Raw genomic sequence first — 13,324 nt, 5'->3', positions numbered from 1 at the left:
CGATGCTTAGCGGCGGGTCGACGCGGCTGCCGGTGCGGCGCCGGCAGTGGAGCCCGACGGCGCCGAAGCCGGCAACTGGCGCGCCGTGGCGGCGGCCGATTCACCGGCGTTGGCCGCACCTGCAACCAGGGGCCGGCGCGGCAGCTGGTGCCTGCGCGGTGGTTTCGTGGCTGGCTTGCCATGGCACTGCCTTGACCGGGGTACCCGGCGGCAGCATCTGCAGCTTCTGGAAGCCGTCGACCATCACGCGTTCGCCTTCCTTCAGGCCTTCGGTGACGATCCAGTTCGAGCCCTGGCCCGATGCGATCTTGACGGTGCGCGGGGCCGGCTTGTTGTCCGGACCGACGACCATCAGGGTATCGCCCTGGGCACCACCGCGGGTGACGGCCTGCTGCGGCACGACGATGCCGTTCGGCAGCTGGGACTGGGCGATACGCACGCGCACGTACTGGCCCGGCAGCAAGGCGTTGTCCGGATTCGCCACGGTGGCGCGCAGCGTGACCTGGGCGGTGCCTGGGTCGACGGTGACGTCCGAGAACAGCAGCTTGCCGCGGGTCGGCAGTTCGGTGCCGTCGTCGAGCATCACGGTGACCGGCACGTCCTTGGCCACGCCACCGTTGGCGCCGGCCTGCTTGCGCAGACGCTGCACTTCGGAGGCCGACTGGGTGATGTTCAGGTACATATTGTTGGTCTGCTGGATCACGGCCAGTTCGGTGCCTTCGGCTGCCGAGACCAGGGCGCCTTCGGTGACCAGGGCGCGGCCGATGCGGCCGGAGATCGGCGCCCTGACGCTGGCATAGCCCGAATTGATCTGGGCGATGCGCACCTGGGCGCGCGCTGCGGCCACGGCCGCTTCGGCCTGTTTCTGGGCAGCGACGGCGTTGGTATATTCCTGCTTGCTGATGGCATTGGCTTCGACCAGCGGCTTGTAGCGCTCGGCCTGGGCTGCAGCCTGGGTCAGCGTCGCCTGGGCACGGCCGACATCGGCCTGGGCAGCGGCCAGCTGGGCCTGGTAAGGTGCCGGGTCGATCTGGAACAGCGACTGGCCTTCCTTGACCTCGCTGCCTTCGGTGAACAGGCGCTTCAGGACCACGCCATTGACGCGGGCGCGCACCTGGGCGACGCGCACCGGCTCGGCACGTGCCGGCAGTTCGGTCTGCAGCGCGACCGATTCGAATTTGGTGGTGATGACGCCGACTTCCGGCGCGGGCATCTGGCCGCCGGCGCCAGGACCGGCCTGGGCAGCGTCCTTCTTGCCGCATGCCGACAGCAGGGCGACGGCCATCAGCGTGGTGGCGGCAATCCGCGTGAGGGACAGGTGTGAGGAGTGGGCAGAGCGCATTACGTGTGCTTCCTTCGAGTTTTTTAGAAAAGATGCAACCGCTCCCAGAATCCTCTCGGTCCTGCGCACGGTTGTATCACTGGCTTTTACGGGCTTTTTTATATACTATCACGAGTGTATGTTTAACGTGCAGGACCACCCAAAAACGGAGAAAGCATGGCCCGCAGGACAAAGGAAGAAGCAGCGGCCACCCGCGACAGCATCTTGGATGCGGCAGAACAATTGTTTGTAGAACAAGGGGTTTCACGGACAACTTTGCAGCATATCGCAACGGCTGCCGGTGTGACGCGCGGTGCGATTTATTGGCATTTTGACGACAAAGGCGCGCTGTTCAACGCGATGATGGAGCGGGTCACCTTGCCCTTCGAGTGTGCGCTGAGCAGCCTGGGGAAGTCGGATGCAAGAACCGTGCTGGACGACCTGCGCCGCTTTTTCGCGGAAATCTTCCGTGTGACGGAGACCAACCCGCAAGCCCGCCGCGTGCTCGAGATCGCCTCGTTGAAAGTAGAGTTCGTCAGCGAAATGGATGCGGTGCGCGTGCGCCGGCGCCAGAGCAAATGCGACATGATGGACCAGGTCGTCGAGCGCCTGCAGCTGGCCCGGAGCGCCGGCCAGATCAAGCCCGACGCCGATCCCCAGCTGATGGCGACAGGCCTGTGGGCGCTGATGGATGGCCTCATCCGTAACTGGATGTTCGAACCGACCTCGTTCAGCCTGGTCGACCTCGGCGAACGGATGATCGGGACCATGCTCGAAGGCATCCGCGTGCGCTGAACCGTAGGGTAGCCGGGTTCCCCGCCTGCGCGTTCAAGGAGCAGCCGCATGAACGCGTCCGGATTGCATACGCCTGTTGAACGCGTAGGCGGGAGATCCGCCTACCCTACGCCTCTTCCTGGGCCGCGCAATCGATGCCATTCGCAAGGAGGGTAGGGTGGGCACTCGTGCCCACGCGGTCGTACCCCTGCACACCACCACGATCATCTGCAGACGCTATACCGGAATTACACACATGAAAAACAAACGCCGGCATCACGCCGGCGTTTGCATTGCACTGCGGACGAAAACGCGCGATCAGCGCATCTCTTCGATCATCTTCTTCAGCTTCGCCGAATCGGCCACAAACGCGCGGATACCCTCGGCCAGCTTCTCGGTGCCCATCGCATCCTCGTTGAGCATGAAGCGGAAGTTCTTCTCGTCGACTTCGATCTTCTCGATTTCGGCATTCGCATCGGCAGTCAGCTTGCGCTCGAGCGGCGCGTCGCTGTCGGCCAGTTTTTGCAGCAGGTCCGGCGAAATCGTCAGCAGGTCGCAACCGGCCAGTTCCTGGATCTGCGAGGTATTGCGGAAGCTCGCGCCCATCACTTCGGTCTTGTAGCCGAACTTGCGGTAGTACTGGTAGATGCGCTTGACCGACTGCACGCCCGGATCGTCGGCACCTTGATAATCGGTACCGGTCGACTTCTTGTACCAGTCGTAGATGCGGCCGACGAAGGGCGAAATCAGCTGCACGCCCGCTTCGGCGCAGGCGACGGCCTGGCACAGCGAGAACAGCAGGGTCAGGTTGCAGTGGATGCCGTCCTTTTCCAGGATTTCGGCGGCGCGGATGCCTTCCCAGGTCGAGGCGATCTTGATCAGGACGCGCTCGCGCGACACGCCGGCCGCTTCGTACAGGGCGATCAGTTCGCGGCCCTTGGCCACCGTCGCTTCGGTGTCGAAGGACAGGGCGGCATCGATCTCGGTCGAGACGCGGCCCGGCACATACTTCAGGATCTCGACGCCGAAGGCGATCAGGAGGCGGTCGACGATCGACTCAAGCGAGCCGCCTTGCGAATCGGCCACTGCCTTCTGCAGCAGCGGCAGGTATTCGGGCTTCTGCACGGCCTTCAGGATCAGCGACGGGTTGGTGGTCGCATCCTGCGGCGCATAGGCCTTGATCGACTGGAAGTCGCCGGTGTCGGCAACGACGGTGGTGTATTGCTTCAATTGTTCGAGTTGATTCATATATTTGCCTGAATGGTGAAACGATCAAATAATATTTGCATTGCGTAGGGTGGGCGTTGCGAAGTCAAGCCGTCATCGAGCCGCTGGCCTTCATGACCCACGCTGGAACGATGCATATTGTCAATGGTTCAACTGCAGATTGTTAGCCCCGTAGATGCATATCGTTAACGTCGCAAACGCATATCGTCTGCCTGCCAGCGCATCCCGGAGCGGCAATCAGCAATCCGTCGCCGCAATAAACGCCGCCACCATCGCCTCCAGCCCGATGCGGTCCTCGTCCGAAAACCGCTCCAGCCTCGGGCTATCGATATCGAACACGCCCACCAGTTTGCCGTCCTTAATGACCGGCAGCACGATCTCCGAATTCGAGGCCGAATCGCAGGCGATATGGCCCGGGAAGGCATGCACGTCCGGCACCACGATCGTCTTGCGCTCGACCGCGGTGGTGCCGCAGACGCCGCGTCCAAACGGGATGCGCGCACAGGCAGGTTTGCCCTGGAAAGGGCCGACCAGCAGATCCTGGCCTTCGCCTTTTTTGGATGGCACGGTCAGGTAGAAGCCGGCCCAGTTGAGGTCGGCGAGGGTGTCGTAGACGAGCGCGGAAAACTGCGCCGCATTCGCGGTCAGGTCGCGTTCGCCCTCCAGGACACTGGCGACCTGGCGCACCAGCAGGTCATAGTCGGGACGGGTGCTGCGTTCTGGGTTGATGTGCATGAGAAGCGGGAAAGGTGTATGGCGAAAGAGCCTATTCTACAGCCAGCACGCCCGCCGTGTGGCTGTGGCGGGACGCGCGCCCGGGCGCTCGCCTGCGTGGCGCCATGTTCAGCCCGCTTCTCTACAATCGAATGGCATTCTGACAAGACAGACCATGGCCCGCTGGCGCCCCAACCGGAACCTGCCGGTTCGTGGCCTGCTGTCCCGCTTCCGAACACTTCTTTTCATGGTGAATTCCCGATGACGATTCGCAGCCTGCTTTCTTCCATCCTGATCGGCGCCGTCGCCAGCGCGCGCTCGATGACACCGATGGCCACCATCGCGGCGGCACGCCTGGCAGGGGCGCCGCACGCCGGGGCACCTCGTCCTGCTCGACCGGCCCCTGTTCACCTACGGCGCGCTGGCGATGGGCGTCGGCGAACTGGCGGGCGACAAGATGAAAACCGCGCCCGACCGTACCGTCTTCCTGGGCCTGCTGGCGCGCGTGATGAGCGCCGGGATCGCCGGCTCGGCGCTGGCGCCCGCGGGACGCGAACGCAGCGGCGCCGCCCTGGCGGTGGCGGCCGCCGTACCGCTGGCCTACCTGACCCTCGCAGCCCGCAAGCAGGCCATGGCGCGCATCGGCCAGACCCGCAGTGGCCTGATCGAGGACGCGCTGATCGTGGCCGCGGGCGCCACCATCGTGGCACTGGCGACCCGAGCACGCTAGCGAAGCGGGGCTTTCGCCTGGCGGCTGCGGTGACGGTCGCGGCCGAGCGCCCCGACCCCGGCAGCTTCCGGGATGCGCAGGAAGCGCGGACACTCCAGGTGGCTGGGCGCCGTGCAGCGCGCCGCATGGCGCAGGCCGTCGCGCATCGCACACAGGCGGGCGATGGTCCTGTCGAGTTCATCGGCTTTTGACAGCAGCAGGGCGCGGTCGACCGCCAGCCGGCCATTGGCGTCGAACATGGCGCCAATCTCGCCCAGCGAAAAGCCGGCGGCGCGGCCCGGGCGATCAGCGCCAGGCGTTCCAGTACGCCGGCGTCGAACAGGCGCCGCAAGCCCTGCCTGCCGCTCGAGGCGATCAGTCCCCGTTCCTCATAAAAGCGCAAGGTCGAAGCGGGCAGGCCCGCCCGGCGCGCCACCTCGCCAATATCGAGTTTCATCCCTTGACCTCAAGTCGACTCGAAGTGGCACGATAGCAGCATCGGCCAGCGACGGCAAACAACGGGAGAACGGCATGGAAGCACACGAATCCAACGGTGGACAGGCGCAGCTGTGGAACGGCAGCGCGGGGCAGGCCTGGGCGGATTTGCAGGTGCTGCTCGACGGGATGTACAGGCCGTTCGAGCCGCTCCTGGCCGCGGCCGTGCAGGGCAGCGACCGCCGGATACTCGACGTTGGCTGCGGTGCCGGGGCGACGACGCTGGCGCTGGCACGGCGCGCCGGTGCGGGCGCGTCGTGCATGGGTGTCGACATCGCGCAGCCGCTCATCGACCTGGCGTGGGCGCGGGCCGCAAACGAAGAACTACGGGTCGATTTCGCCTGTGCCGACGCCGGCAGCTATCCCTTCGAGCCGGGCAGCATGGACCTGATCGTATCGCGCTTCGGCCTCATGTTCTTCGACGACCCGGTCGCGGCCTTCACGAACCTGCGCCGCGCCGCGCGGCCGGGCGGACGCCTCGATGCCATCGTCTGGCGCAGTCCCGACGAGAATCCCTTCATGACGGCGGCCGAACGCGCCGCGCAGGATCTGCTGTCGCTGCCCGCGCGCGATCCAAGCGGGCCGGGACAGTTCGCCTTTGCCCGGCGCGAACGCGTCGCCCGCATCCTGAACACAGCGGCTGGCAGGGAATCGCCATCGACGCGCTCGACGTCGCCTGCGGTTTTCCCGCCCACGAACTGGCGCGCTACCTGAGCCGCATGGGGCCGGTGGGGCGCCTGCTGGAAGGGATGGACGAAGAGGCACGCAAGAGGATCCTGCCCCAACTGGAGCGGGCTTTCGACCCTTACCTGCGCGGCGACGAGGTGCGCTTCGATGCCGCCTGCTGGCGGGTGCGTGCCAGCGCGTGAGTAATGCCGCGGGCGCGGCGGGCGGTCAGCCCCGGCGCAGGAAGCGCCCGGCCTTCGATTCGAGCAGCCGTACCAGCTCCGGCTGCATGTACTCGTACTCGTCGGGGATGTCCAGGCAGATGACGCGTTTGCCGTTCAGGTGCTGCCTGAATCTGGTGGAGAGCCGCGCCTTGTGCGTCTTTTCCATCACGAAGACGATGTCGGCCCAGGCCAGCTGCTCGGGCGAGAGCGCAATGTCGGCGTCGGCACCGAGTCCCGCCGAGTCGGTCTCCACGCCGCGCCAGGAGGCGAATACATGCTCGGCGGTCGGGCTGCGCAGGCGGTTCTGCGTACAGATAAACAGTGCGTTGGTCATCGCGTGTAGTCCGATTGCCCGGTCTCGACACCCGCATCCGACACCGCCCCCGCCAGGTCGTCCAGCGTGGTCGGCTTGGTCAGGTGCAGGTCGAAACCGGCTTGCCGCGCGCGGTCGATGTCGGCCTGCTGGCCATAGCCGGTGAGGGCGACCAGGCGCGGTGCCGGCACGTCGGCGTGGGCGCGCATCGCGGCCGCGAGGGCATGGCCGTCCATGTCGGGCAGGCCGATGTCGAGGATTGCCACTGCCGGCCTGCTGCGTTCGAAGACGGCGAGCGCCTCGGCGCCCGAATGCGCCACGTGGACCTCGTGGCCGAGCCCTTGCAGGATCAGCGCGGTCGTCGCGGCGGCGTCGATATTGTCGTCCACCACCAGTACGGAGGTGCGGACACCAGGCTGACCTGCCGGTGCCGCCGGAGCAGGTAGCTGGGCAGGCGCCAGCGGCAGGCAGACCACGAAGCGGCTGCCCTTGCCGGGCCCCTCGCTGTGGGCGCTTACCTGCCCGCCATGCAGCAGGGCGATGCGGCGCACGATGGCCAGGCCGAGACCCAGGCCGCCGGTGCTGCGCGCCACCTGTTGCGGCGCCTGGTAGAAGGGCTCGAAGACGCTGGCGAGCAGTTCGTGCGGCATGCCGATGCCGCCGTCGCTCACTTCCGGGCGCGCCTGGTCGCCGTCGACCTCCAGCAGCACCCGTATCGGCTTGCCGGCGCCGAAGCGCTCGGCGTTCGACAGCAGGTTGTTCAATACCTGCACCAGCCGGCTCTCGTCGCCATTCACCCAGACTTCGGCAGGGGCCGACAGCGCCACCGGCACGCCGGGGCGCTCGCCCGTCGTATGCCGCACCAGCTCGGCCAGGTTCAGCGGACGCAGGTCCAGCTGCATCTTGCCGGAGGTGATGCGCGAGACGTCGAGCAGGTCGTCGACCAGGCGCTTGAGGTGGTTCACCGGGCGCCGCATGATCGTGCGTTCGCGCGCGTTGCCGGCATCGGCACGCAGGTCCAGCAGGTCGAGCGAGGCGACGATGGGGCTGAGCGGGTTGCGCAGCTCGTGGCCGAGGACGGCCAGGAATTCGTCCTTGACGCGGCTGGCGTCGCGGCTGGCGGCCAGCGCTTCTTCCAGCGAGGCGAGCAGGCGCGAACGTTCCTGTTCATGGGCCGCGTGCTGGCTTGCCGCCTTTTCCAGCGCCTGGCCCATCGAATCGAGTTCGCGGATACGGGTGGGCGCGACCTCGACCTGTTCGCCGGCACCAAGCGCCGCGGCGCCGCGCTGCAAATTGGCGAAACTGCGGGTGATGCGGATCGATAGCAGCCAGGCCAGGCCCACGCAGGCCAGCAGCGAGGCGGCCAGGCCCCAGCCATACATGGTGATGCCGGCAAGCGATGCGGGGCCGATGCTGGGCCGAGGTACGCCGACCGCCACCGTCCAGCCATGGCGCGACAGGCGCGTAAAGGCGCTCGTGAGCGTATCGCCCTCATAGTTGACATTGCGGCCGACACCCTCCGGCAGGCCGCCGGCCATCAGTTGCGTCAGCACCGGGCCGGCCGGACCGGCGACGCGCTTGTCGTGGTCTTTCGAACGCGCCACGATCGAACCGTCGGCGTCGATGACGGCAATGACCGACCCGGAGGGCGCCGCCTGGCGCCTGACGACGCCGAGGATGCGGTCGGGCTTGATGACGGCGGTGAGCGCATACAGGTGCCCGGCCTCGTCGCGCAGCGGCACGCGTACCGGAAATGCGACTTTTCCGCGCCCGCCACGGGCCACATGGCCCACCAGCGGCCTTTGCACCTCCAGCAGCTGGCGCAGGCTGTCCGGATCGGTGATATGGCCGGCAGGTGTGCCGAACGGGTCGGTGGTGCGAAACAGGATCTTGCCGGCGGCATCGGTCAGGATGATCGCCAGCCATTCCGGCTGCGCCTTGACCTGGTCGCGCGCGATGTCGTAGAAAGATTGGATGTCGCCGGCGCCGATGGCCGGTGCCCGTGCCAGGCTGGCGAGCGTGGCGATCGAACCGTCGAGTTCCGCGTCGACGGCGCTCGACAGCGCACGCGCCAGGTCGAGCAGTGCGCGGTCCTGCTCGCGCTGCTGGTACTGGCTCGTGGTATGCACCGACCAGAAGCCCAGCAAGGCAAGCGGCAGCAGGCCGATCGCGCTGAGGAGGATGAGCAGGCGGCGCAGGGAGAGAGTAAAACCGGGTGGCCGCATCACTAGCCTCAGGGCAAAAAATCATTATACGGCGAATTGTCGCGCCGTCCGGGGCGGCTGCCCGGGAAGGCCGCAGGCATGGCTCCTGCTTACGCTCCCTGTGCTAGCCCGGGCATGGAACGGCTGGCAAAGCGCCAGCACCCGAAGGCGAGCAGGAAGCAGGCCACGACCACCCCGGCCAGCCGGGCTGCGCTCTCGAAGACCAGGGGCGCGACCACGCCCGACATCAGCGAAAACACCAGCATCTGCACGAAGCTGATGAGAGATGCCGCCAGGCCGCGCATCTGCGGATACAGGTCGAGCGTTGCGATGCTCATCATCGGCATCGCCAGGCCGACGCCGAACGCATAGCCCATGATCGGCAGGACAGCCCAGGGCAAGTGGGCGTGGAAGAGCAGATTGCCGGTCAGGTTGGCGATGGCCGCCACGCCCATGCAGGCGAATGCGATACGCAGCAGGGCGGCGGGCGCCGAGTGGGTGGCCTGGCGGCCGCTGACCGCGGCGCCGACCACCAGGCCGCCGATCATGGGAATGAACAGCCAGCCGAACGCCGTTTCAGGCAGCTTCAGGATCTCCATCACGAAGTGCGGCGCGGCGGAAATGTAGATGGCCTGGCCCCCGAAGGCAAAGGCGATCGCCAAGGCGCCGGCCACGAAACGGGGATTGCGCAGTGCGTTCACATAGTGCGCGGCCAGGCTGCGGATGTGGAAAGGCGCGCGCTTCTCGGGCGGCAGCGTTTCGGGAACATAGCGCCAGGTCGCGGCCAGTAGCACCAGGCCGACGGCGGTGAGGAACACAAAAACCGAGCGCCAGCCGAAGGTGGTGTGCAGGTAGCCGCCGATCACCGGCGCAATCGCGGGTGCGAGGCCAAACACCATCGTGATGCTGGCCATCAAGCGCTGGGCCTCAGCGCCGGAAAAGCGGTCGCGCACCACCGCCTGGCCAATCACCCGGCCGCCGCCGGCCGACAGTCCCTGCAGCACCCGGCACAGCAGCAGGGCGCCAAAGCTGGTGGCAAAGGCGGCGCCGATGGAGGCGACGATGAAGATGAGCAGCGACACAAGAATGACCGGACGCCGCCCGAAAGCATCGGACAAGGTGCCATAGAACAGGCTCATGACGGAAAACGCCAGCAGGTAGGCGCTCAGGGTCTGCTGCACGAGTGCCGCGTCGACCGCGAAGTCCGCCGCGATGGCGGGAAACGAGGGCAGAAAAGTGTCGATGGCGAAGGCGCCGACCATCGACAGGCCTGCGAGGATGACGGTGAGGGTACGGGAATGCAAGCGGAGGTCCTGGTCAGCAGTTGGGTGGCCTGATACACGGAGCATGGTCGCGTGTTCCTGCCAGCGTAGCCGATCGGCGCAGGCTGGCGCGCCCGGCTGCGCGCGTCAATACGTCCTGGCGGGTGCTGCGTCGGCCGTTCCAGCGAATACCCGCGGGCCGGGCTTCGTGCCTGTCCGCCGCGCGTGTCAGCCGCGCATGTTACCCAATAAACGAATCGAACTGCATGTCGAACTCTTCGAGCGCCTTCTGCGCGTTCTGCATTTTCTTCCTGAACTCCGGCCCGCGCTGCAAGGCCAGGCCCACGGCCAGCACGTCGATCACGACCAGGTAAGCCAGGCGCGCGGAAATCGGCGTGTAGGGGTCGATGTTGAAGACCAGGTCGATCGGAATCAGGACGCTGGCCATGTCGGCCAGCGGCGTGCCAGAGGGCGCCAGCACGATCACGTCGGCACCGCCCCGGCGCGCCAGCTTGGCCGAGCGCACCAGCGCCGGGTTGTTGCCGCGCTGCGAGATCGCCACCACGCAGTCGCCTTCGCGCAGCAGGGCGGCGGCGATCGAGTGGATGGCCGGGTCGGTATAGGACACGGTGGGCACGCCCGAGCGGAAGAACTTGTGCTGGGCGTCGGCGGCCACGAAACCAGACGTGCCCTGGCCGTAGAACTCGATCTTGTTGGCGCGTTTCAGGATGTCGAGCGCACTCTGGATCAGTTCAGGTTTCAGGTTGTTTCGCAGGTCGAGCAGGGTGTTGATCGAGCGGCTGCAGATTTTATTGACGAGGTCCGCCGCCAGGTCGTCCTGGGCCGGCTGCTCGTTGGCGGCCGGCAGGGCCAGCGCCAGGCCTTGCGCCAGTTTCAGCTTGAATTCGTGCCAGCCGTCGTAGCCGAGCGTGCGGCAGAAACGCACCACGGTCGGTTCGGATACCTGCGCGCTTTTCGCGAGCGCCGTGATGTTCTGGCTGACCGTGGTGTTGGGGGACTCCAGCACGGCCAGCGCCACCTTGCGCTCCGATTTGGAGAGCGAGTCGAGCTGGGTGCGGATCGAGTCGAGCAGCATGCTTAATCTTCGGGGAACGGTGAAGCAGGGGTTTCGCATTGCATCGCAATGCGCCTGCGGAACGGTCTGGCCATGCTTGGCCAGACTCCTTGCGCTCTCATTATTAATCTTCCAGGAGCGGTGGAGCAGGGGTTTCGCGTTGCATCGCGACGCGCCTGCGGAACAGTTCGGCCATGCTTGGCCGGACTCCTTGCGCTCTCATTATTAATCTTCCGGGAGCGGTGGAGCAGGGGTTTCGCGTTGCATCGCGACGCGCCTGCGGAACAGTTCGGCCATGCTTGGCCGGACTCCTTGCGCTCTCATTATTAATCTTCCGGGAGCGGTGAAGCAGGGTTTCGCATTGCATCGCAATGCGCCTGCGGAACGGTCTGGCCAAGCTTGGCCGGACTCCTTGCGTTGCCATTTTTAGTCTTCGGGCAACGCTTCTTCGCGCCACTGCAAGCCGTCGCGCCCAATGAGCGCCGACGATGCCGCCGGACCCCAGGTGCCGGATGCATACGGCACCGGCGTGCTGTCGTCCTGCTCCCAGTGGTCCAGGATCGGCTCGACCCATTCCCAGGCCGCCTCCAGCTCGTCGCCGCGCATGAACAGGGTCAGCTGGCCGCGCAGCACATCGAGCAGCAGGCGCTCGTAGGCTTCCATGCGCGGCGCCTTGAACTGCTCGCGGAAATCGAGTTCGAGTTCGGCCTGTTTGAGGCGCATGGAGTCGCCTGGCGTCTTTGCCATCAGGTTCAGCGACAGGCCCTCGTCGGGCTGCAGGCGGATGACCAAGCTGTTCGGCTGGAAGCTCGACGTCGGCTGGTTGAAGATCGAATGCGGGATCGGCTTGAAGCGCACCACGATCTCGGCCAGGCGGTCGGCCATGCGTTTGCCGGTGCGCAGGTAGAAGGGCACCCCGGCCCAGCGCCAGGTGTCGATCTCGGCCTTCATGGCCACGAAAGTTTCGGTCTTCGACTGTTTCGGCGCGTCCGGCTCGTCGCGGTAGCCCGGCACCGGCTGGCCGTCGACATAGCCGGCGCGGTACTGGCCGCGCACGATGTTCTGGGCCAGCGTGGTCGGGGTGAAGCGCTTCAGCGAACGCAGTACCTGCAGCTTGGCGTCGCGCACGGCGTCCGGCGAAATCGAGGTGGGCGGCTCCATCGCCACGATACACAGCAGTTGCAGCAGGTGGTTCTGCAGCATGTCGCGCAGGGCGCCCGAGGTGTCGTAGTAGCCGAGGCGGTTGCCGACGCCGATCTTCTCGGCGATGGTGATCTGCACGTCGGAAATCCATTCGCGCCGCCACAGCGGCTCGAACAGCACGTTCCCGAAGCGCAGCGCCAGCAGGTTCTGCACGGTTTCCTTGCCCAGGTAATGGTCGATCCGGTAGATCTGCGATTCGGCGAACACCTTGCCGACGTCGAGGTTGATCTGCTTGGCCGATTCCAGGTCGCGGCCCAGGGGCTTTTCCAGCACCACGCGCGAATTTGGCGTCGCCAGGCCGGTTTCGGCGAGGTTGTCGCAGATCTGCGCGAACAGGTGGGGCGGGGTGGCGAGGTAGTACACGCGCGTGATCGCATCGTCCTGGCGCAAGGCGTCGACCAGTGGGGCATAGGTCTTCACGTTCGTCGCATCGAGGGCGACATAGGTGATGCGTTGCAGGAAGCTCTGCCACTTCTGCACATCGATGCTGTCCTGGTCCTTGATGTGCTGCTTCGAGTGCGTGTCGACGAAGTCGAGGAAGGCTTCCTGCGAACTCGCGTCGCGCCCGACGCAGATGATGCGCGCGGTCGGCGGCAGGTCGTTGGCGACATCGCGCGCATACATTGCCGGCAACAGCTTGCGCATGGAAAGGTCGCCGCTGCCGCCAAAGAAGACGAGGTCGAAGTCAAGAAGAGCCATGGTGTATTCGGTTCGCAAAGAGGAGAAGGAGCTATTGATGTAAATTTACTACATGAATATGCTCTTGGCAAGAAACTCTACTACGTAATTGCGGCGTGGCGCGGGTTGATGGTGCCACAAGAGAGGGAGGTAGGGCGCGCCTCTTCTGGTGGGTGGGAGTGGGATGAGTCACGGCGTAGGGTGGTCGGCTCCACCCGACGATATGATCGACGACTACATATGCGCCGCCCACGCGTTTAACAGCCGCATGACGATCGCGCTGCTTCACAGGGCCGATTCCTCCTTATGCAGGACCGCGTCGTCTCAAGGATTGTTGAACTACGCGTTCAACGTTCGCCCGATATGTCGCGGCCTCGCACGAAGGAAAGGCGGACCTTGTGAGGGGAGCGGCCCTGCATGCGCCGGTTGAACGCGTGGGCGGCGCACACGCCACGTCAA

At 65.9% G+C, this 13,324-nt stretch carries 12 protein-coding genes and 1 pseudogene; 4 read left to right on the top strand and 9 right to left on the bottom strand.

Features of this window, described 5'->3' with window-relative positions; translation table 11 throughout:
• Positions 1 to 100: 100 nt before the first annotated feature.
• On the bottom strand, positions 101 to 1,342 hold the full coding sequence (locus G4G31_RS22435) for an efflux RND transporter periplasmic adaptor subunit (protein ID WP_182989454.1): 1,242 nt from the start codon (positions 1,340 to 1,342) through the stop codon (positions 101 to 103).
• A 255-nt stretch (positions 1,343 to 1,597) separates the two neighbouring features.
• Between G4G31_RS22435 and G4G31_RS22430 the strand changes: the two genes are divergently transcribed.
• The gene (locus tag G4G31_RS22430) at positions 1,598 to 2,116 is read left to right on the top strand and encodes a TetR family transcriptional regulator (protein ID WP_275944327.1); all 519 of its coding nucleotides are present in this window, start codon (positions 1,598 to 1,600) and stop codon (positions 2,114 to 2,116) included.
• 297 nt (positions 2,117 to 2,413) lie between these two features.
• On the opposite strand, the gene tal is transcribed toward G4G31_RS22430, so the two are convergent.
• Together tal and G4G31_RS22420 are read right to left on the bottom strand one after the other, a co-directional pair.
• Positions 2,414 to 3,343 (bottom strand): transaldolase, encoded by a 930-nt coding sequence (gene tal, locus G4G31_RS22425; protein ID WP_182989452.1) that lies wholly within the window; start codon positions 3,341 to 3,343, stop codon positions 2,414 to 2,416.
• 216 nt (positions 3,344 to 3,559) lie between these two features.
• Positions 3,560 to 4,057 carry a GAF domain-containing protein gene (locus tag G4G31_RS22420; RefSeq protein WP_182989451.1) on the bottom strand — a complete coding sequence of 166 codons (498 nt, stop codon included), beginning with the start codon at positions 4,055 to 4,057 and terminating at the stop codon, positions 3,560 to 3,562.
• 406 nt (positions 4,058 to 4,463) lie between these two features.
• Here G4G31_RS22420 and G4G31_RS27155 point away from each other — a divergent pair, with 406 nt between their 5' ends.
• A complete protein-coding gene (locus G4G31_RS27155) occupies positions 4,464 to 4,766 on the top strand; it encodes a hypothetical protein (RefSeq protein WP_229425197.1) in 303 nt (100 codons plus the stop codon).
• Here the strand turns inward: G4G31_RS27155 and G4G31_RS22410 are convergent.
• Positions 4,763 to 5,202: pseudogene (locus G4G31_RS22410) on the bottom strand (helix-turn-helix domain-containing protein). The gene G4G31_RS27155 and the pseudogene G4G31_RS22410 sit on opposite strands and share 4 nt — an antisense overlap.
• Before the next feature lie 74 nt (positions 5,203 to 5,276).
• Here G4G31_RS22410 and G4G31_RS22405 point away from each other — a divergent pair.
• Together G4G31_RS22405 and G4G31_RS29535 are read left to right on the top strand one after the other, a co-directional pair.
• Positions 5,277 to 5,954: a class I SAM-dependent methyltransferase gene (locus tag G4G31_RS22405; protein ID WP_374011271.1), complete on the top strand. Its 678-nt coding sequence runs from the start codon at positions 5,277 to 5,279 to the stop codon at positions 5,952 to 5,954.
• A gap of 5 nt (positions 5,955 to 5,959) precedes the next feature.
• Positions 5,960 to 6,109 carry a hypothetical protein gene (locus G4G31_RS29535; protein WP_374011270.1) on the top strand — a complete coding sequence of 50 codons (150 nt, stop codon included), beginning with the start codon at positions 5,960 to 5,962 and terminating at the stop codon, positions 6,107 to 6,109.
• Between the two features lie 25 nt (positions 6,110 to 6,134).
• On the opposite strand, the gene G4G31_RS22400 is transcribed toward G4G31_RS29535, so the two are convergent.
• The 5 genes from G4G31_RS22400 to zwf form a co-directional block, all read right to left on the bottom strand.
• On the bottom strand, positions 6,135 to 6,464 hold the full coding sequence (locus tag G4G31_RS22400; protein WP_182989450.1) for a low molecular weight protein tyrosine phosphatase family protein: 330 nt from the start codon (positions 6,462 to 6,464) through the stop codon (positions 6,135 to 6,137).
• Positions 6,461 to 8,668, bottom strand: a complete 2,208-nt coding sequence (locus G4G31_RS22395) for an ATP-binding protein (protein WP_182989449.1) — start codon at positions 8,666 to 8,668, stop codon at positions 6,461 to 6,463. The genes G4G31_RS22400 and G4G31_RS22395 overlap by 4 nt, the downstream gene beginning before the upstream one ends.
• Before the next feature lie 89 nt (positions 8,669 to 8,757).
• Positions 8,758 to 9,951 carry a multidrug effflux MFS transporter gene (locus G4G31_RS22390; RefSeq protein WP_229425196.1) on the bottom strand — a complete coding sequence of 398 codons (1,194 nt, stop codon included), beginning with the start codon at positions 9,949 to 9,951 and terminating at the stop codon, positions 8,758 to 8,760.
• 199 nt (positions 9,952 to 10,150) lie between these two features.
• On the bottom strand, positions 10,151 to 11,005 hold the full coding sequence (locus tag G4G31_RS22385; RefSeq protein WP_182989447.1) for an SIS domain-containing protein: 855 nt from the start codon (positions 11,003 to 11,005) through the stop codon (positions 10,151 to 10,153).
• A 405-nt stretch (positions 11,006 to 11,410) separates the two neighbouring features.
• Positions 11,411 to 12,886: a glucose-6-phosphate dehydrogenase gene (gene zwf, locus G4G31_RS22380; RefSeq protein WP_182989446.1), complete on the bottom strand. Its 1,476-nt coding sequence runs from the start codon at positions 12,884 to 12,886 to the stop codon at positions 11,411 to 11,413.
• Positions 12,887 to 13,324 lie beyond the last annotated feature (438 nt).

It is taken from the genome of Massilia sp. Se16.2.3 (assembly GCF_014171595.1).
In the GTDB taxonomy this organism is placed as follows: domain Bacteria; phylum Pseudomonadota; class Gammaproteobacteria; order Burkholderiales; family Burkholderiaceae_D; genus Telluria.
This window is presented reverse-complemented; position numbering and strand designations above follow the sequence as displayed.

Coding starts and splice junctions, on each gene's coding strand:
- tal (WP_182989452.1), bottom strand. CDS start 3,343: ATGAATCAACTCGAACAATTGAAGCAATACACCACCGTCGTTGCCGAC.
- G4G31_RS22405 (WP_374011271.1), top strand. CDS start 5,277: ATGGAAGCACACGAATCCAACGGTGGACAGGCGCAGCTGTGGAACGGC.
- G4G31_RS29535 (WP_374011270.1), top strand. CDS start 5,960: ATGGGGCCGGTGGGGCGCCTGCTGGAAGGGATGGACGAAGAGGCACGC.
- G4G31_RS22435 (WP_182989454.1), bottom strand. CDS start 1,342: ATGCGCTCTGCCCACTCCTCACACCTGTCCCTCACGCGGATTGCCGCC.
- zwf (WP_182989446.1), bottom strand. CDS start 12,886: ATGGCTCTTCTTGACTTCGACCTCGTCTTCTTTGGCGGCAGCGGCGAC.
- G4G31_RS22385 (WP_182989447.1), bottom strand. CDS start 11,005: ATGCTGCTCGACTCGATCCGCACCCAGCTCGACTCGCTCTCCAAATCG.
- G4G31_RS27155 (WP_229425197.1), top strand. CDS start 4,464: ATGGGCGTCGGCGAACTGGCGGGCGACAAGATGAAAACCGCGCCCGAC.
- G4G31_RS22420 (WP_182989451.1), bottom strand. CDS start 4,057: ATGCACATCAACCCAGAACGCAGCACCCGTCCCGACTATGACCTGCTG.
- G4G31_RS22395 (WP_182989449.1), bottom strand. CDS start 8,668: ATGCGGCCACCCGGTTTTACTCTCTCCCTGCGCCGCCTGCTCATCCTC.
- G4G31_RS22400 (WP_182989450.1), bottom strand. CDS start 6,464: ATGACCAACGCACTGTTTATCTGTACGCAGAACCGCCTGCGCAGCCCG.